Source organism: Anatilimnocola aquadivae, assembly GCF_049819085.1.
Lineage (GTDB): Bacteria > Planctomycetota > Planctomycetia > Pirellulales > Pirellulaceae > Anatilimnocola.
On sequence record NZ_CP187419.1, the window covers coordinates 2,260,631 to 2,280,768 of the forward strand.

Sequence of the window (20,138 nt, forward strand, 5' to 3'; positions counted from 1 at the left end):
TAACCCGAGTTCAAAACTCACTTCTGGGGTAACCGCGGTGGCGATAGCTGTTGGTCACGCTAAACGAGGCATCGGCTTCGGATTCCGGACACGATTGGCCCAACAACGTCATTTCATGAGGCTGCCCGAAAGCCTCTCTGTGGTGTGTGAAAAATTCACCCCCTGCTGGCGCGTTCGGTCCCGTTAGCACGAATCTCCAGCCAACTTAAGGGCGTTCGGGTGACAGCTTCGGTCATAAGATGGGGAGAAAATACCGCACGAAGCACCCTAATTAGGTGGTTATGATGACCGGATCGGGCATTTACGATTGCCCAGACCGCCACTGTGATTTTTGCACGTTCGAGCCTGCTGTCTCTCATCGATTTTTGATTATTGGATCCCACCCATGAACCCCCTAACCAAATCCCGCCGTCCGCGCGTTGGCAGTTCGCGAAACAACCGCGGCCGCCGGGTATTCTTCGAGGCTCTTGAAGACCGCCGGCTCCTCACGGTGGTCGGCAACGTCAACGCGTCGCTCCAACCATCCGGCGGTTATAGCTGGGGTGCCAACGAGGATGGGTGGCTTTACACGCCAAGTTCGACGTTCGTGGCCAATGCGATTACGACCTATTTTTCGTACGGCAGTCAAGCCGTAACGCTGGAGATTTACAACGAACTGCCGTCCGCCGGCGGCAGCTTACTCCGTTCCGGTTCATTTACCACGAATACGAACGGCGTCGGTTTTTACGGTGATACGTTCACGTCGCTAACTTTCACCGCCGGTGAAGACTACTTCATTGGATTTCGCGGGATTGCCGGCCTGGGCGTGAATGTCACCGAAGCCGGAGGTGCAACAAGCCTACCTGAGCATTATTCGTTCGGGGCAACTCCTTTCTATTCGATTCCGGGCGTTGGCGGTTTTACCAGTCAACCAGTCCTCCAATTTCTCAACAACTCTGCCCCATCGGGTTCGATTAATGCGATCTCCGTCAACGAAGGCTCCAGCGGTACACTCAGCGCCACCGTCACGGATCCCGATGGGAACGTTGTCAATTACGAGTGGGATCTGAACTACGACGGCACATTCAACGCCACGGCAACCGGTGAATCCGTCACCTTCAACGCCAGTTCGCTCGATGGTCCCGGCTCGCGCGCAGTTGCTCTGCGCGTGACCGATAATGTCGGCGTTTCAGCGATCATTACCGGCTTGGTAACCATCACCAACGTCGCGCCGCAGAACGTCAGTGCCGGCGGTCCCTATACGACCAATGAAGGCGCAAGCCTCACGTTATCGGGCTCGGCTACCGATCCTGCCGGCGCGAACGACCCACTGACCTATTCCTGGGACGTGAACGGCGACAATACTTTCGGCGATGCGACGGGAGCCAACCTCACGCTATCCTGGTCCGCGTTAAATGCCCTCGGCATCGTCGATAGCGGCACACGAAACGTCCGTGTTCGAGTCAGTGATGGCGATACCACAACAACCTCGGCGGCAATATTACTCACCATCAACAACGTCGCGCCGCAGAACGCCAGCGCCGGTGGTCCCTATACGATCAATGAAGGCGCAAGCCTCACGTTATCGGGCTCGGCTACCGATCCTGCCGGCGCGAACGACCCACTGACCTATTCCTGGGACGTGAACGGCGACGGCACCTTTGGCGATGCAATCGGCGCAAATCCCACTCTGAATTGGGCGGCCCTGAACGCGCTTGGCATCGTCGACAACGGCACTCGCAACGTCAGCGTGCGTGTGAGCGATGGTGATTCGGGAGTCACGACTTCTACGTCGGTCCTGCTGACAATCAACAATGTGGCTCCATCGCTCATGATTGAACTGTCGAGCGACTCCATCAACGAGAATGAAAGTACCACACTCACTGGCACGATCACCGATCCGGCCGCGACCGACACTTTCACGCTGAATCTGAATTGGGGCGATTCCCTTTCGCCGAATAATGTTCAACCTTTCACACTGGGCACGACTCCGCTGACTGTGGAAGAGGACGGCATCGACTGGAATCCGACGACGCGGGTTTTCTCCATGCCGCACACTTATCTGGACGACAACCCAACCACGACGAGCAGCGATGAATACATTATCACCGTTGATGTCAGTGACGACGATGGCGCTATTGCGGCGAGCCCAGGAACGCTTTATGGCATCTCCACCAGCACTGACTCGCTCTACAACATTAATGCGAGTACAGGCGCGGCGACGTTCATAGGTGGACTTGGTTTTGATGGAAGTCTGGTGGGCGCGGCGTTCCTCAACGGCGTGCTCTATGCCACTGACATTTTTGGCGATGGAGTCAACACCTTTGGCTCCGTCAACCTCTCGACTGGTGCCTTCACCGGCATCAACAATCAGTTTGGCTCGTTTAACTGGTGGGGCCTAGCTGCCAATGAAGCGGCCGACTTGCTATACACGATTGACATCTCTGCGGGCAATCAATTGCGCACGACCACGCCTGAAGGCTTGGGGAGTATCGTTGGGCCAACCGCGACCAACATCACTGGACTCGCCTACGATGATGCAAATGGCATCTTGTACGCAGCCACTCTCAGCACTTTGTATTCCATCAATACCGCGACAGGGGCCGCCACCTTGATCGGGTCGATGGGGATCGCGGGGCACATGGGACTCGACTATGACGAGACCAGTCAAGTGCTATTCGCTACAGCTGGCGGCAATCTCTATGAAGTGAATGTCTCGACAGGCGCGGCGACTCAGATTGGTCCTAATCACGTCTCGGGCATTGATGGACTAGCGTGGCTCGCGGGCACGGCCAATACGATCACGGTGACGGTCAACAACGTCGATCCCGTCGCGGCACCGCAAGGGGCAAGTACCACTGAAGCGGCCACGATTACTCCAATCAACGTTCTCACTGGTGCCATCGATGTCGGCACGCTCGACGTGTTGTCGGTGGTAGCAGCGAGTGGCACAACAGCCCAAGGAGGCGTGTATACAATCGCAGGCGATGGTGCGTTTACCTACGATCCCAACGGAGCGTTTGAATACCTGGCCGTCGGCGAGATCGTCACCGATTCCGTGTCGTTCACTATTCAGGATGACGATGGTGGAACGTCGATCAATGTGGTGACGGTGACCATCAACGGCCGCAACGACGCGCCCGTTGCCAATCCAAATACGGCCAGCACGACGGAAAATGCGCCGGTTACGACCGATGTCATCGCTAATGACACTGATCCGGATACGACGGACGTGCTGAGCCTGGCTCCGGGATTCAGCATTGCTTCGGCGACGTTCAATACAAACAACTCGCCGATCACAATCAGCACGGCCACGGTCACACAGAGCGGCAACTCGATTGTCTTCGATCCGGGCGCGGACTTTGATTTTCTGCCTGCCGGGCAGACGGCGATGGTGCTGATTAACTACACCGTACAGGATGACAATGCTCCAGCCCTGACGAGCAGCGGCACATTGACGATCACGGTAAACGGCGAGAACGATGCGCCGATCGGCAATGTTGATTCCTACACAGCTGCCGAAGACACGCAACTGACCATCGCCGCGCCGGGCGTCCTGGGCAACGATACGGATGTCGATTTCGGTACGACGCTAAATGTGCATTCGTTCACCCAACCGACCCATGGTGGGGTTGCATTGAACGCCAATGGCTCGTTCACCTACACGCCCTTCGCAAACTACTACGGGCCGGATAGTTTTCGCTATCGAGTTAGCGATGGCACCTCGCAAACTTCGCTCATCACGGTCACACTCGATGTCACCGCTACCGAAGATTATGATTTTGGCGATGCGCCGGCCAGCTATGGCGTGGCTTCGCACTTCGAAGGAGCAGGCTTCATTGGTGGCCCAGCCAACTCGGGTCCGCTGATGGGCACTCGTGATTTTGAAGCAGCGAGCCAGCCGAATGGCGGGGCAACGGGCGACGATATGTCAGGCACCGATGATGAAGACGGAGTGACGTTCAGCACCACCACGCTGGTGCCGAGGTTTAATTCAACGATTACGGTGAATGCCTCCGCAGCGGGCAAGCTTGATGCTTGGATCGACTTTAACCGCAATAACGTGTTTGATCTGGGCGAGAAAATCGTCAGTGGATTGGACGTCATCGCGGGCAACAACACGCTGATTGTTGCTGTTCCCGATGGAGCAGTGACGGGCGATACCTACGCCCGCTTCCGCATTAGCACTGCGGGCGTCGCGCTGCCCACAACTGCCGCTGCCGACGGCGAGGTGGAAGACTACAAGCTAACCATTCAAAACGTGCTGTCCGGCAATGCCCAGGTAATCGACGATCCGGAAAACCCGGGCGCGGCGAATCCCGATTTGCTGCTGATCAACGGCACGTCGAACAGCGATGCGATCGTGGTGCAGCCAGCCTACGGATCGTCACCGCCGATGGTTACCGTCTATAACTCGCCGTTTGGCACGACCAGCTCCTTCCCGCTCGATTCGTTCGGTCGGATTGTGATCCACGGCCGCGAAGGAAACGATTCGATCGTGATCCAAGTGAACAAGCCAGCGACCGTCTATGGCGACTCCGGCATCGACTCGATCGTCGGCGGAGTAGGCGACGATTATCTCGATGGCGGCGAAGGAGGTGGCAGCATCTCGGGCGGTGCCGGTAACGATGTGCTTATCGGCGGCTCGGGCAGTGACACGTTATCGGGTGACGGCGGACGGGATGTGCTAATTGGCGGATTAGGGCTCGATACGCTTATCGGCGGTGCCGACGAGGACCTGGAAATTGGCGGTTCGCTCGTGGATAGCAGCGGGGCCAATATTCGCAGCATTATGCAGTTGTGGAAGGCGACGCAACCGTTTGAGACACGCGTCACTTCACTGGCGACGAAGATCAACGCCAGCAAAGTGCTTGACGATGGCGTTGCGGACTACGTCTACGGCAGCGGCGAACGTGACTGGCTGGTCGACTTCGCCCTCCGCGATTACTTCTTCGACTTTAATGCGTTCCTTGGAGACAGGAAAAACTAGTCAAGTGATTGGCACACTTCCTTAAACACTCGAGAGAGTTCTGCTTTTGGCGGTCCGAGGCGCAAACTGAGCGCTCGGCCAACTGAAACGTAGCTCGATTTCAGGGTGAGTGACGGTTAACGGCAAGCGAGTGAATCGCGGCGTTGAAAATACTCTCTATGGCCCGGTTAACAGCCCATCTTCACAGACGGTGTTCAAGCGTCCTCGAGGCTGTCAGCCGACGGCATGAAGTCAAGGGAGGCTATCTCTCGGTTTTTGAATTTGGCAAGCGAGCTCGAAATCGAAATTCGCCGCATTTCCAAAGAACTGAATACGATTCGCAAGGGTTCTCGGCAGTCAGCTACCGAGCAGTTTCGACCCGGACAGCGAGCAGCGGACGGTGAGGTACCCGCGTGGTCTCGCATGTCTACTGCGGCGACGCGTGCGTCGATTTTTCAGACACTTGCGCCTACGCTTTCGCTTCATTTCTAACGAGCGAAGCGAAATTTGGCAGATCCTCGCAGGTTTTTTGTAATTGTTGCGTGGCGCGCAAAATGCTTTCGTGCGGAACTGCCTCTCTTCTTCCACGCCGTTTGTAAAGCTGCGACCGATTACACTTTCCGAGGGCCGGGGCACTCGTTGCAGCTAGAACGTGCTGATTATGTATGACTTTGGTTGAACAGGATCGTTTTTCAATGGGGATTTCGTTTTCCGGCAGAAGTACCACGCAACATTTGCGACGCGCTTTTACACTGGTCGAATTGCTAGTCGTCATCGCAATCATTGGCGTGCTGGTCGCGCTCTTACTCCCAGCAGTGCAGGCTGCACGAGAAGCGGCTCGCCGCACGCAGTGCATCAATAGCATGCGACAGATCGCGCTGGCATTTCACAACTACAACGACTCGCAGCTGTATCTGCCACCTGCGCGCGCTGGCTCATCCCCCAAGTTCGGCCACATGGTCGCGTTGCTCCCGTACCTGGAGCAAGGAAACGTCGCCGCCAAGTTCAACATGGTTCCCACGGGATATCTCGATCCCTCGAACCAAGACCTATGCAACACCAAAATGAAGTTCTTGTTGTGCCCGTCGAATCCCAATCAGACACCGATCAAGTTGCGTGGTTCAAGTTCGACTGGCAGTTCCTACGGCGCTGTACTCACAGATTCGAGCGGCAAGGAACTCACCAGCTGGGGCAGTGACTACTGGGTTAATCACGGTCTGAGTTCGGCCACTTACACGCTGGTTGCGTCTGGTACAGCGACTCCGATGCTGTCGGGCTCTCCGCCTCGTATGGCGCAATGTACTGATGGCCTTTCAAACACTTTCCTCACACTCGAACACGCCGGCTACGACAAGCATTACGTGAAGGGAGTCGGCATGCCGATGCCCGACACCGACAAAACGTTGGATCAGCCCGGCTCTTGGGGACCGTGGCTCGGATGGTGTGCATTCATGTTGCAGGGCTATCCCAACTACACCTTGGCGACGTACCCGACGAATCTCGGCAACATTCCCTCGGGAACCGATTGCGCCGTTAACTGCAATAACTCACAGGGCATTTTTGGCTTCCATCCCGGTGGCGCAAATGTGGCCATGGGTGACGGCAGCGTGCGGCACCTTTCCACGAGCCTATCGGTCAAATCGATGATGTTCATGGCCACACGCGACGGGGGCGAGGAGACGGAATGATTCCGTATTTAGATTCGCCAGCTTCCGAAGGGAATCGCTGGTTGACGGTATTGGTGCTTCTTTTTGCGTTTTCGACTTTTGGCTGTTCAGCTCCGCCACCTTGTACCGTCACCGGAACGGTGCTGGTGAACAACGCGCCTGCCAACGGGGTTTACGTGCGGCTGCACACTGCGGACGGCGAGACGGCGGGTTCTGGGAGGACGGGTGCCGACGGCACTTTTCGGTTGACCGTGCCACGAGTTGGTGAATACCCGGTCACGTGTTTCTTTCCCAAAGTAACGAAGGTGATGGACGACACGATCGAAGGCGGCGATCAATTCAACGGTCGCTATTCCAAACCGTCGCAACCGGCCGCGACAGCAGCGGTGAAGGCCGGAGAAAATGCTATTCCGCCTATATCTTTGCGTTAGCTCCGCTTTGTTCAGACTGCGATCGGATCGATAATCGCGATCTCACACATCTCAGTCACAAGCAACTACTGCACTTTACGACTTTTCGTCAGCCGCGATTCGTGGGAAGTAATTTCATGTTCAGCAAACTAGTCTCGTGGGTGATGGTGTGCGGATTATTAAGCGGCCTGGCCTCAGCTGCTGAACCGCGGCTGGTCTCTTCCAAGCAATCGGGCGCTTGGACCAGTCCCACGACTTGGGAAAACGGCGCCGTTCCCACTGCCGGTGATCGCGTCGTGATTCGCTCGGCACACAAGGTCATCTACGATGCCGACAGCAAGGAAGTGATTCGACTGGTTCAGGTCGCTGGCACGCTCGAGTTTGCCAAGGATCGCAACACGCGGCTGGAAGTTGGTTTGCTGACGGTTCTGCCCAGCGAAGAGCCCACCGAAGAAGGCTTCGATTGTCATGCTGCCCCCCACGCGGTCGATGCGTCTAAGTTCCGCCCGAGCCTGTTAGTCGGACGTCCCGAGGCCCCGATTCCCGGCAATTACACTGCTCTGATCCGCCTGCATTACGTGGAGGGGATGAACAAAGAGACCTGTCCAGCGATCCTCTGCTGCGCCGGCCGAATGGAATTTCACGGAGAGCCGATGCGGCTGACGTGGGTCAAATTAAAGAAGGAAGCGGCTGTTGGAGCGAATGAGCTGACCCTGATGGATTCCGTCGCTGACTGGGAAGCAGGTGACCATCTGGTAGTCACCCGCACCCAACGCCCCGGTCGTGGCGGAAGAGGTGGAATGGGCGGAGACGAGACCGACCATAATGAGGAACGCGAGTTTGTCTCGACAGGAAGTGGCGACTCGACCACTGGGTATCCGCTCAAGCTCGATGCGCCACTGAAGTTCTTGCACTACGCCGACGAGTCCGAAGGCTTCCAAGGCGAAGTCGTCAATCTCACCCGCAATGTCATCGTTGAATCCGCCGATCCGGACGGCGTTCGTGGACATACGATGTTTCACCACGATTCCGCCGGCTCGATCAGTTACGCGGAATTTCGTCACTTGGGGAAGCGAGACATTCTGGGAAAATACAGCATTCACTTCCATCTCTGTGGCAATACCATGCGTGGGAGTTCGGTGATCGGCGCTTCGATTTGGGACAGCCACAACCGTTGGATCACCATCCATGGAACCGATAACCTCGTGGTCCGCGATTGCGTGGGTTATAAGAGCATCGGACACGGCTACTTTCTGGAGGATGGAACTGAGACCAACAATATTCTCGACCACAATGTGGCCATCTATGCCAAGCAGGGCAAGCCATTGCCCAAGCAGGTCATTCCGTTCGACTTGAATCTCGGTGCAGGCTTCTGGTGGGCTAACTGTCAGAATAGCTTTACCCGGAACGTCGCCGTGGACTGCGGCGAATACGGTTATCGATTTGAGTGCATCAAGACTGAGGATTACGACCCGATCCAAACGATCCGTCAGCCCGATGGAACGGTCAAGAACGAAGATATACGCACGCTGCCGTTTATTCGATTCGAAGACAATGAGGCCCATTCGTTCCGACAATTCTGCCTGAACATTCGCGGCGTTCCTCAATTCGGGGGCACCGGAGGAATGCCCGAAGGAAACCCTGTCCTCTTGAAGGAGGCGGCGGAAGCGATGCCTGCTCCGGGAAAGCCCTTTTGGATCCGCAATTTCCGCGCCTGGGAGGCGAATTACTCGATTCATCTCGGGACTACGGGAGTGTTCGTGGACGGGCTGTACTCGTTCCGCAACGATGTGGCGATTTGGCGCTCGATCATGGATCGCTCAGGGTTCCGCCGCCTGAACTCTCGGGAAATGAGAGTGAATGACATCCACAACCCCATCAGCAGTGGGACATTGGCGGCGGAAGGTGGTCGGAGCTCCGGCGGTGTGTCCAGCTTCAAGGACACTCTGCCCCCGTCCACCATGATCACCAAGACTTATCGTGACGGCAATGTGATTCGTGTGTACGGCTCGACAGTTGACTCGAGTGATATCAGCAAAGTGACCGTCAACGGTAAACCCGCCAACTCCACGCGCGCCGCCTTCGCCGAATGGGAAATCGTTCTCGATGCTCCAGGCAAAGAGCCCCTGAAAATCTCAGCCCATTCCGAAGACGCCCGCGGCCACATCGAACCGCGACCACACGTCCTCATGGTTGAGTAACTCGCTGCGGTGAAATGGGCTTGACGAGCAGACTTTCGCCCATTTTCAGCTGGTGACCAGATGTCGACCAGTCGATCGTAGATACCAGCCACGGAGATGTACCGAATTTAACAATGGCTGACCATCTCGGTAGGCACCGGATCCACGGCTCATCACTTTGGTGAGTTCGCGTGGATTCGACAGCTGACGGAACGGGTGATTTGTTGCTGCACTCGATGCCGCGAACGAGGTTTGATCGTGGCAAGAAAAACTCGCTTCTGGGTATCGAGTTGAACTCTCCTCATAACTGCTTAACACAACATTGCGTCCTTATCTGGGACGAAAAACAGAGAGTGCGGTAGTAGGAGATTCCCGACGACGGAGGCGTTGTCGGCGACACTTCGGTCCCGTTTAACAAGCTGACGGACAACCCCATCAGCTTCGACATCACGCGCACCATTGCCCTGATCGACTCCCATAAGGTTCGGTTGAAGGTGACGAGCAGCCACCCCGCCGTAGCGCGGGCAACTATGACGCCCGTCCTCGACGGCTACTTCGTGGCGATCACGGCCGGGCAGCCCGGCCACGCGCGGCTCAAGTTTCACCCGGTCGGCCGCCCACACGAGCCGATTCAGGACTCGCTAAAGGTGCGGTGTACGCATCGATGGAGGTGTTTAGTCAACGTCTACCTCGTGACCGACGGACAGGGGCACACGTCCGCCCTGTCATTCGCGGCGATCGCCGCCAGGCTGAAAGCCATCAACGATTTCCTGACCCCGCAAACGGGCATCTTGCTGCCGCCGAACGTCAACGAGCGGTTCAGCGTCGCCGCCGACCTCGGCCGGCAGGTCAAGAACGTACCCGAGATGTGGGCGGTGCTCGACGAGTTGAACGCCAACGCGGACCGGTTCGATCCGACCCTTGCCAACGTCAGCCTCTATGTCGTGCAACGCTGGTCGGCACTCGACCAATGCGCTAGCGGAACGTGCACGAAGGAGGTGCGCACGATTGCCCATCCCTGACCATCGACAAAGAGACGGTACACGTGAGTTGGACAGATGCGAAAACAGGCGTTCCCCGCGTTTACTGTGCGACGGCTCGACTTGCAGACATGGTGTTTCAAACCCAAGCCATCAATGCGGACACAAAGAATAGCCAAGGAAACTGCAAATTGCAGAGTGCGAACGGAACCCTTCACGCCGTGTGGGAGGAAGAGCCGCCGGCAGAACAGTTCATTTCGATTGATTCGCAAGAAGATACCGGCGCACTCCGGCAAAGTCGCGTGATCATGTACTCCAGCCGACCAATGCGTACGGGCGTTTTCGAGCCCGCAAGAAGGGTTGACGACACGCTTGGAGCGATTCAAATTCGGCCAGCATTAGCAGTGAACCAAAACGGTGAAGTGCTAATTGCTTGGAATCAATCCGAAGGTCTCGAACAGTCCGTAGTCGTAAAGAAGTTGATTGCAGAGTGACTGGCCGGGACGCTCAACCAAATTCGGCCATAAATTCAGTCGAGTGGCAAATGAGATATTGTCAATTGTTGTGGACGGTGGAGTTGAATTAGGCGGCAGCTTGGTCGAGGGGTAGGCCGTCTTGGAAGACGACTCCGCGGATGACATCGGGAAGGAGTTGAGCGCCGTTCAATAAGCGCCAGCCACGAGCGGCGCTCTCGGCGAGTTTGAACATCATGGTCAGGCTGGCGATGCAGCTGCCGTTGCCTTTGGTGCGTCGATGTCGGAGGCGGATGGTGGCGAACGTCGACTCGATCGGGTTGGTGGTCCGCAGGTGCCGCCAGTGTTCGGCGGGGAAGTCGTAGAATGTGAGCAGCACGTCGCGGTCCTTGGCCAGGCATTCCGTCGCCTGCGGGTACTTGGCTTGATAGTCGGCCACGAAAGCGTGGAACGCTTTTCCGGCCGCTTCGCGCGTGTCGGCCATCCAGATTTGATGCAACATGTCTTTCGCTTTGGGTTGTTTGTTTTTGGGGAGTTTATCGAGTACATTCGCAGTCTTGTGTACCCAACAGCGTTGCTCCTTGGTCGCGGGGAAGACCTCGGCGAGCGCCTTCCAAAAGCCCAAGGCACCATCGCCGATCGCTAATTTCGGCGCGACGGCCAGACCGCGACGCTGCACATCGAGCAGCAGCTCACGCCACGACTGAGTACTCTCGCGATGGCCATCCGTCATGGCGATCAGCTCCTTTTGACCGTCTTTTGCAGCGCCGATCAGCACCAGGATGCACTGTCGGTCCTCTTCCAGGCGAATGTTCGTGTGAATGCCGTCGGCCCACACGTAGACGTATTCCTTGCCCGCGAGGGACCGCGCCGACCAGTCGCGATACTCCTGCTCCCAGACGCTCTTCAGCCGCGTGACGGTCGTCGCCGAGAGGCCGGGGCAGTCCGGACCGAGGATCGCCGCGAGCGCATCGTGGAAGTCTCCCGTGCTGATCCCTTTGAGGTACAGATAGGGAATCAGCTCCTCGATGCTCTTGGTCTTCCGCAGGTACGGTGGCAGCAGCTTCGAGTTAAATCGCTCGCCGTCGCCTGCCGCCCGCCGATCGTGCACCCGCGGCTGCTCGATGGCAACTTCGCCCACGCCCGTGACAATCTTCCGCTCGGGCAAGTGACCGTTGCGAACCACCTGGCGGCGGCCACGCTCATCGGTCACGTATGCATGCAGCTCGATCCACTCCGCGACCTCGGCCTCAATGGCCTGGGCGAGCATCTTCTGTGCTCCCTGACGAAGAATTTCGTGCAGCGATTCCCGAGACCCTGGCAAGACAATCGTCGATCCGTTAACTTCTTGCATGGTGGTGTGCTCCTTGGTGAAAAAGGTTCTTTTGCAAAACACTTTCTCGCCAAGCACACCGCCTCTTTCAACCACTCAACGTCCACAACTTTCGGTTATATCTCGTGGAAAATTCGCGAAACCCGTCGTTTTTTGAGCAAGCGAAAGGGCTATTTCACTTGTAACTCGCTGAGTTTCACTACCTTCTTGACGCGGATGGTTCCTTTTATGTCGATCAGTTGGAGCGATAACGCTGGATCCATTGGCTCCCAGTCGATCTCGATCAGACCAAAGTTGTTCTCTCGCACCGCATCACCAAAACGATTACGGTTTGGTTCGATCGAGGGCCAGGTTTCCGTGAGGCCACTGGAAGTGACGTCGTAAAGCGGATAGAGCCCATCGCGATTCAGGATCGAAAGTTCACCCCAGTGGACATCGCCCGAGATGAACACGACGCCATTGGCCTTTGTCCGCCGGAGCACATCGAGCAGCTTCGCTTGTTCGCCGGGTAAGTTGGTCCATGATTCATAGCCGTTGTACTCATGGGCAACCTGAATGCTGCTCGCGATGACCCGTACGTCGGCGGGTTGTTTGAGCTCGGCTTCCAGCCATTCCCACTGGGCTTTGCCAAGCAAGGTCTTTTCAGGATTCGGGTCGGGGTGATAGTCGTTTTTCCAGGACTTCTCCCCGCCAAACCGCGGATTCTTGGCGAGCTGGTCGCGAAAGCTCCGGGTATCGAGCACGATGATCTGCACGCGGCGTTCATTGCCGGCAAACACATAGGACGTGTAGATGCCCGGCCGTTTCCGCCGCTGAGTCCCTTCAGGTTCGCGAAAGAACTCTAGGAACAGGCGTTTCGATTCCTCGCGGAGCACATACTCTTTGCCCGAATCGTTTTCACCATAATCATGGTCATCCCAAGTCGCAATCAGCGGCATTGCAGATCGTAGTGCTTGGAACTCGGATTTCTCTGCCAGCTTCAGGTACTTCGCCCGCAACACGGCCAGAGTTCGCGAGTCGCCGTAAATGTTGTCGCCGAGGTAACAGAACACGTCCGGCTTCTGCTCAATGACGTGCTTCAAAATCGGCTGCGACTTGTTTTGATTGCCGCAGGAGCCAAACGCAATGCGCGAGATCAACCCGCGAGTATTCTCAATCAGCGGGGCTCCTTCTGGTACCGGAAAAGGTTTATCCGCCGCATCCTGACCGCGGCTTCCTGCAGTCATCAACACCGTGAAAACAAGCGAAACCAGCAGAAGGCCGCGGAGATTCATGTAAGAGCCGCCAAGCAAGAAATGATCGAGGAAGAATTGACACGTGCCGTCGAATCTGAGTATGTGCACGATGTATTCACCCAACAAGGAGACCCAATGCGGGTTTCGATTTCCGCCACGCAGGGAGGTTACTTCCGGACCCTCCAATACTCCATCTCGTTCGTGAGAGACGGAACGATGCTTGTTTAAACTTCTGGCCTGCCCGGTTGATTGCGACCGTCGCTAGCGATGAGGTATTGATTGCGGCCTCGCGCGAGGCAGGAACTGGCATGCTGCTCAATGATGCAGCCGCCAAGGTTGTTCGCTGGACTGATTCTTGAAGCCCTTTGCGCTGCGGACCTGGACCATATTTTGGGAAACCGAAGTCAACGGCAGGGCAGTGGCCGGAGTGGCCGCCACCACGGGTCGGTCAGACGGTGCGGTGTATGTCGCCCGTTGCCGCGTCATGCATCGCCTTCGCGAGCAACAACCCGTCGAGAAAGAACCTCGGCGGAGTGGAAGGGCCTTTTCTTAGACGTTTGCCGCCGACCTTAGCTGCTTCGGACACATCGACCTGCGGAACTGGTTCACCTTCAGCCTCCTGCATGGTCTCGTCGATGGACTGCTCAAATGCAGACCTGATTCGATCGGCGCCCGTCAGTTCATACGCCAGAGAAACCGATTTGGGCACAGAGAAGGTGAAGTCCCATCCCACTCGTCGGTCGGCTCGGGTGATCTTCGTGAGTTGACTACCGCTCCGTGGATCGCGGTTCTCGCACAAACCACCTGGCCGTCGCGGTCGGAAACCGGGATCGGTGAACAAGGCTGCTGCTGGTCAAAGTCAGTGCGCTCTCGCCATGCCCGTGTTCAAAGCTGCCGGTGAGTTGCTGAAGGCGGCTGGTGACCGAGCAACAGCAAGGGAAGTGCTGGATATCGGGCCTTGATTGTGCAGTCTGCGCGCTGGCCCGAATGGGCAACTAGGATGCCGCCCTCTGAGCTAGTGCAGGTCTTGCGCTGGATTGGATACGGAGTTCCAAGTGAGGAACGGGCGACTACAAATGACGAGTACCGCGCCACGATGATTGCTGGAGGCGACCGATCCATCCGGGCAAGAGAATGCCATGTTTACCAAGTGCCAATCCCCGAAGTCATGCGAAGTGCTGGAAGCGATTTTGACATTCGCATCGATGTGACGCTTTCTTATTCTGCACAGCCGCGACGGACGCGGCGGAATCTGCGAAGGTATTTATCCACTTGGGTGGACTGGAAAAGCAGCAAGCTTGGAGAGTCGCTAAGCTCGTTCCGCGCGCGAGCGATGAAGGACGAGCAGGCTGACGAGGATGCTGCGGCCGGCAGTCCGCTACCTTGGGCGTTGCACGAAAATACGAACTTCGGCGGAATCCGCGGAGCGAAACGGAATGCGGGGACGGTTCAAAAGGATTGGGCGGTCGTTAAATCGTACGATTTGCCTGCGAGCTTTTGCATCGCCGTAGTCGGCCATCCGGGTTGGAGTAACGACCCCGATTCAAGCGCTCGGTATTCGCTTGCAGTCTCGTTTGAAGTTGTCGGGCGGGAAGTTGCCATCTACGAAGGGCTTCGAGTCGCGATTGATTCACTTGCGGTTGAAATCGAGAACGAGGTCGTAGAAGTCGAAGTCGAAGCCGAAGTTGAAGTTGAAGTTGAGGACCTGGATTGACCCGCCTCCCCTTTCATGGTGACCGAGCAAAATCGTAGGAGTTCAGCGGAAGACCGCGAATTCCATCTCCAGAGTGTCCACGCCCGGGCCCTTTCCGGGACCTTTCAGGCGATAAATGGCAGTAAATCATGGAAAACTGCCTGCCCAAGAAACGACAGAATCCCTCGAAAACAAGAGGTTTCTGAGTGGTCAGGGCCGGAGTTGAACCGGCGACACATGGATTTTCAGTCCATTAACCGATTGCGACACAGTCGCTAATTAATGGATTTCTGCTGAATCATTGCTATCGCCATCTGAAAAGTCTTGACGCAACGCCTGACAGCTCACCAGATTAAAAATACGTACCGTCAGAATTGACAAAATGCTAGCAATCGATACACTTGTACACGTTTCACCGAAGCCGCATAGTGCGGTGGCGACCGGCCTCCTAGCTCCGTAATGCTTGGTTTCTAAGACCTCAGTGGCGCTTCTCGCCACACCATAGCGCAGTCCTCCACGCTCGCGAGCCACGCCGTTCCTTGGCTAGTTCCTGACGGGATATCGGTTTGCGCTTCCGAAGCCGCATTTCCAACTCTTGGGGAGTTTTCCGTGAACGCAAACACTCCGGCACATCGGATCCGCACCATCGCGGTCGTAAATGGTTTCCTGGATGGCGCTCGGTTTGAACTGAGCGACCAATTGAATTGCTTCATCGGCGCCCGTGGAACTGGCAAAACCACTGTTCTAGAGTTTGTCCGCTACGCATTGGACCAAGTGTCTGGTCGTAACGACCAACCCGCCGAACGGCGTCGGCTTGAGTCTCTCGTCGAACGAAATCTAGCCGGCGGCCGGATCGAGGTAACGGTTGAGACCAAAGACGGTCTGTCGTACATCATCAGTCGATCCGCTGGGGAAAGACCGCTAGTTCTGACGGCCGAGCGAGTGCCCACTGACATTTCAATCAAGTGGGGTAGTGTTTTCCGCGCGGATATCTACAGCCAGAACCAGATCGAAGGCATTGCCGACTGCACAATGTCGCAGCTCGCACTCCTGGACAACTTTGAGGCCGATGAGATTGCCGAAATAGAGATCCGCCTTCAGCAAGTGGTCTCTGCGCTTACGTCGAACGCAAGTCAGATCATCCCACTGCAGGCACAAATTGCTGCGATGTCGGAAGAGCTTGGCACACTCACGGGAGTCGAGGAACGCCTCAAACAGTTCGCGGAAATAGGTGGCGACGATGCAGAGGAGATCAACCGCGCGCATCGGCTAAAGTCGTGCCGCGACCGAGAGCAGCGAATCGTTACTGATACAACAAGCATGCTGCAAGTTCTCTCCGAAAGGGTCAGCAATGCGAGTGACAAGGCAAATGACAGTTATCGTCTACTTTTGAAAGAACTGCTGGCTGTATTTAAGGAGACCGACGACCTTGCACCGAATACGGCGATCATCGATGAGATGGTTGACGAGGCGTGTCAATGTGTAGAGCAGATTTCACTACAGGCTTCTCATATCAAACACAAGATTGAGGCAGTGCAACTTTCAATCGCGGAGTTTGGGCGGCAGTTGGTAACAGCACATGGACAGCAAGAGATGGAATTCCGGGTGCTGATTGAGAAACACAAAGAAGCACAAGGCCAGGTCGCTGAGCGATCACAACTTGAACGACGTCGCAATGATCTCTTGGTGAAAAGCCGCCAGCGGCAACAGCTCACCGAACAATTGATCGCCTTGGAACGTGAACGCGATGCATTGCTCGTACGATTGTCGGAACTCCGAGACGAGCGCTTTGCGATACGCGTTCAAGTCGTGCAGCGTATCAACATGCATCTTTTACCATCGATTCGCGTCAGTATCTCGCAGTTTGGCAATACCGAGCTGTACCAGAAGAAGGTCGAGGAGGCGTTAAAAGGAGCTCGGCTCAAATCCGGAATCGTTGCGCAAAAGCTAGTCGACGCGTTTTGTCCTGCGGAGCTGGTATCTGCACTACGCCGATGCGATGCGGGCACCTTGATCGACAAAGCTACTGTGAACCCTGAGCAGGCGGACAAGGTCGTCACCGCGCTTGGCCACTTGCCTCTCCTATTCGAACTGGAGGCCGTCGAACTCTCCGACTTGCCTCGCATTGAACTAAAGGATGGCGCAACGTACAAGGATTCGCTGTCTCTATCAACCGGCCAGAAGTGTACGACGATTTTGCCAATCCTATTGCTCGACAGCGACAATCCTTTGCTGATCGATCAGCCTGAAGACAACCTGGATAACCGATTCATCTACGAAGCCGTGGTAGAGAGCATTCGTAAGGTCAAGTGTCGCCGCCAATTAATCCTGAACACCCATAACCCCAACATTCCGGTTCTGGGTAATGCGGAACGAGTATTTGTGCTCGAGTCAGATGGGACGAGTGTGCGCATGGCAAATGAGGGAACAGTCGATCAGTGCAAGACTGATATCGTCACGCTACTGGAGGGTGGTGAAGATGCATTCAAAGCTCGGAAGCGCCGATATGCCTACTAATTCGACTGTGAATATTAGTGAACTTACCTTTCGCGAGGCTTTGTCGCTGCTGAAACAAAAGGGAGATTTGCTTCCTTGGCCGCAACGTCGTGACCTCGTTCACCTCTTGCGCGACGCGTTTGCAGCCGGTACTGCGAATCAGGACGCCGTTGCACTCGTTCATTTTCTGGTCGCGGACCCCAAGTGGGAGGTTCGTGCCGCTCTTGCCGATATTCTTCCGTTCGTGCCTACCGGAGTGTTCGACCGGATCGCGGCGCAATTTGCCGCGGACACCAATAACTACGTGCGAGGGTCTTTCGAGCGAGCAAGCGGCCGTCGCACGAAGGATGACCGTGCTATAGGGAAGACCCGTAGATCAGCCGACCAAGTCAGCCAACATCTGCGGGCGATTGAATCCTCTCACGGAAAGCCGGCGGCTACGAAAGCTCTTCGCCTGGCGGAGCGATACTGCGAACTGTTGGTCGGTTCAATGATCCACGACATCCGTAGCATTCTCACGCATCTTACGTGCAACTGCCGCACTTTAATGCGGGAGGCAAACTCCACTGCCAAAGCAAAGCGAACAATAAACCAAGTCCGTAACGATCTGAATTTTCTTGAATCGACGATCAAAGACATGGGCATATTCGCCCAACCAATTCCTCTTGAGCGGCGGCAGGAACGGCTAGCTGCAGTCGTCGCTGATGCATTCGGCATGGCATGTGAAAACTTGCGAAAGTCGAAGTTTGATCCCGATTCAGTCGAAGTGGATTTCCAAGTCCCCGAATCGATTGTGGTTGAAATGGCGCGCCATCAAATCGTAATCGCGGTCGCAAATGTCCTGACGAATGCCTTCGAGTCATTTGCAGTTGGCAATGAACTTCGAGCAGGACGAATTGAAATCGCTGCAGCTCTGGTAGGTGACAGGGTACGAATTGTCACCCGCGATAATGGTCAAGGAATGTCGGAGGAAGAAATCCACGCGCCGTTACTACTTACGCCGGGCCGCCGTAACAAATCGAAGCGACAAAGCACCGGTTACGGACTCCCGATCGTGGCTCGGAATCTGGCGGCCCATGGTGGTACGGTGGAGTTCGAGAGCCAGGAAAACGTGGGAACTACCGTCACATTGACATTGCCACTCGTCAGCCGTTAACTGCGGTCGCAGCATGAACATCAAGGTAAATGCACTGATCGTCGACGACGACGAACGAATTAGCGATTCAGTCGCAGATACTCTCGCTTCGCTCGGCCACGCTTTTGACATCGCGACGAACCAGCATGATGCCCAGGGGCTGCTCGAGCGGAATCTTTACGACTACGTCCTGCTCGATCTGCAAATCCCGGCGAAACCCAACCGCGGTGGTGCCCACACGGAGTTTGGAAGCAATTTGCTGCGCTACATTCAGCACCTAAAAGGAAATGGCCAACTTCCGGTGATCGTGATGACCGGATACAGCGCGGATTGCCTCGACCTGAGTACCGAGTTGTTGGCCAATGGCGCCAGGGAATTTATCGCCAAGCCGTTCCCGAACAAAGGGCGAACGCTTGCTTGCGTCATTCGGAAGGTTTTGGGAAATCCTACTGCACCGCGCACGGAATCGACGTCGACGGGGCAATTTCCTGGCGCTGAGTTGGTCTTCTTCACTGATCGCGTCGAGATCTGTGGGGCACCAATTTGCACTAGAAAACCATCGGCGACACGGTGGCTAATTCTCAATGCTCTTAGGGAACGCCATCTGAACGGAACGTACATGTCATTGACGGGCCAAGAACTCGCGAAAACAGCTCAGATCAAAGAGTCCAGTGTTGCGGGAGCGATCCGAGGACTTCGCACGAACATCAGCCAGGTTCTTTCAAGTCAGAATATCACGTCCGATGGATCCGACGTCGTTCACAATCGCGGGGCCGGTTACCAGTTGGGACCCAGGGTCCGTGTCATTGACGGCGAATCATCTGCCCTGGGCGCGATCATGGACAATGTTCCCGGGCCAGATGTCCATAATGTCCACAATCGACCTGTCCATGATGTCCACAATCTACCTGTCCATGATGTCCACAATCTACCTGTCCATGATGTCCACAATCGACTTGTCCATGATGTCCATGATGTGCCTATTCCCGGTGTCCACAATCGGGCTGTCCATGATTCGACAACGGATGTGCTGCGCGACGCCGATGACGACGTTCGCATCGAGTGGATTTTGCAACAAATCCAGGTGGGGCGTCGCCTCAAAGGCCCCGACATTGTCGAACGGTTTGGCTGCTCCAGCAAAACTGCATATCGGCTTCTGAAATCTCTTCGAGAGCGAGGGGAAATTCAGTTCGTCGGCTCACCTCGAGTCGGTTTTTACGAGCACAGCGAGGAGAGATAGGGTGACAGACGCTCATGCTGAAAGTTGAATAACTCGTTGCGTCACAACGGTTTCGGCACTTGGGGAAAGAGCCGCATCGACAATTGCAGCGATCAGCGGTTCAAACGAAGGGCAGTCACCCCGACTTTTTTCAGAAATAAGCCCTTCGGCCAATTGGTCGAAGGGCTTTCTTATTTGACAGACAAGACTTACGTCTTCAAGTCGGCAGTTCAATAGGATGATTTCGAGGATTCGCCGCATCGTCTGTCGTTGGCCATTGCTGCCTAAGCGTTTGCAAAAGTGCAAAAGCCGTCACTGCTAGACCAATGTCGCTGAGTTGGCTTTGAGGTGAGGCGAAGTCACCGCAGA

At 55.9% G+C, this 20,138-nt stretch carries 12 protein-coding genes and 1 tRNA gene; 9 read left to right on the forward strand and 4 right to left on the reverse strand.

Annotated features, from left to right (window positions below; genetic code table 11):
- Nucleotides 1-385: 385 nt before the first annotated feature.
- The 5 genes from NA78x_RS09150 (at nt 386) to NA78x_RS09170 (ending at nt 10,227) form a co-directional block, all read left to right on the forward strand.
- Nucleotides 386-4,969, forward strand: coding sequence for a beta strand repeat-containing protein (locus NA78x_RS09150; RefSeq protein WP_425618134.1), 4,584 nt, complete (start codon nt 386-388; stop codon nt 4,967-4,969).
- Nucleotides 4,970-5,643: 674 nt separating this feature from the next.
- The gene (locus NA78x_RS09155) at nt 5,644-6,636 is read left to right on the forward strand and encodes a DUF1559 domain-containing protein (RefSeq protein WP_425618135.1); all 993 of its coding nucleotides are present in this window, start codon (nt 5,644-5,646) and stop codon (nt 6,634-6,636) included.
- A 41-nt stretch (nt 6,637-6,677) separates the two neighbouring features.
- Nucleotides 6,678-7,046 (forward strand): carboxypeptidase-like regulatory domain-containing protein, encoded by a 369-nt coding sequence (locus NA78x_RS09160; RefSeq protein ID WP_425618136.1) that lies wholly within the window; start codon nt 6,678-6,680, stop codon nt 7,044-7,046.
- 116 nt (nt 7,047-7,162) lie between these two features.
- Nucleotides 7,163-9,226 carry a G8 domain-containing protein gene (locus tag NA78x_RS09165; protein WP_425618137.1) on the forward strand — a complete coding sequence of 688 codons (2,064 nt, stop codon included), beginning with the start codon at nt 7,163-7,165 and terminating at the stop codon, nt 9,224-9,226.
- Between the two features lie 509 nt (nt 9,227-9,735).
- On the forward strand, nt 9,736-10,227 hold the full coding sequence (locus tag NA78x_RS09170) for a hypothetical protein (protein WP_425618138.1): 492 nt from the start codon (nt 9,736-9,738) through the stop codon (nt 10,225-10,227).
- Nucleotides 10,228-10,767: 540 nt separating this feature from the next.
- On the opposite strand, the gene NA78x_RS09175 is transcribed toward NA78x_RS09170, so the two are convergent.
- From NA78x_RS09175 to NA78x_RS09185, 3 genes are all read right to left on the reverse strand, one after another.
- Nucleotides 10,768-12,012, reverse strand: a complete 1,245-nt coding sequence (locus NA78x_RS09175; protein ID WP_425618139.1) for an IS256 family transposase — start codon at nt 12,010-12,012, stop codon at nt 10,768-10,770.
- A gap of 149 nt (nt 12,013-12,161) precedes the next feature.
- A complete protein-coding gene (locus NA78x_RS09180) occupies nt 12,162-13,265 on the reverse strand; it encodes an alkaline phosphatase D family protein (RefSeq protein ID WP_425618140.1) in 1,104 nt (367 codons plus the stop codon).
- A 409-nt stretch (nt 13,266-13,674) separates the two neighbouring features.
- On the reverse strand, nt 13,675-14,067 hold the full coding sequence (locus tag NA78x_RS09185; protein ID WP_425618141.1) for a relaxase domain-containing protein: 393 nt from the start codon (nt 14,065-14,067) through the stop codon (nt 13,675-13,677).
- Between the two features lie 255 nt (nt 14,068-14,322).
- Here NA78x_RS09185 and NA78x_RS09190 point away from each other — a divergent pair, with 255 nt between their 5' ends.
- Entirely contained in the window at nt 14,323-14,940 is a 618-nt protein-coding gene (locus NA78x_RS09190; protein WP_425618142.1) for a hypothetical protein, read from the forward strand.
- A gap of 186 nt (nt 14,941-15,126) precedes the next feature.
- Here the strand turns inward: NA78x_RS09190 and NA78x_RS09195 are convergent.
- Nucleotides 15,127-15,189 (reverse strand) — tRNA-OTHER (locus tag NA78x_RS09195).
- Between the two features lie 339 nt (nt 15,190-15,528).
- Here NA78x_RS09195 and NA78x_RS09200 point away from each other — a divergent pair.
- From NA78x_RS09200 to NA78x_RS09210, 3 genes are read left to right on the forward strand one after another with little or no spacing between them, the layout of a single operon-like run.
- On the forward strand, nt 15,529-17,436 hold the full coding sequence (locus NA78x_RS09200; RefSeq protein ID WP_425618143.1) for an AAA family ATPase: 1,908 nt from the start codon (nt 15,529-15,531) through the stop codon (nt 17,434-17,436).
- Nucleotides 17,426-18,571: a sensor histidine kinase gene (locus NA78x_RS09205; RefSeq protein ID WP_425618144.1), complete on the forward strand. Its 1,146-nt coding sequence runs from the start codon at nt 17,426-17,428 to the stop codon at nt 18,569-18,571. The genes NA78x_RS09200 and NA78x_RS09205 overlap by 11 nt, the downstream gene beginning before the upstream one ends.
- 13 nt (nt 18,572-18,584) lie before the next feature.
- The gene (locus tag NA78x_RS09210) at nt 18,585-19,790 is read left to right on the forward strand and encodes a response regulator (protein ID WP_425618145.1); all 1,206 of its coding nucleotides are present in this window, start codon (nt 18,585-18,587) and stop codon (nt 19,788-19,790) included.
- Nucleotides 19,791-20,138 lie beyond the last annotated feature (348 nt).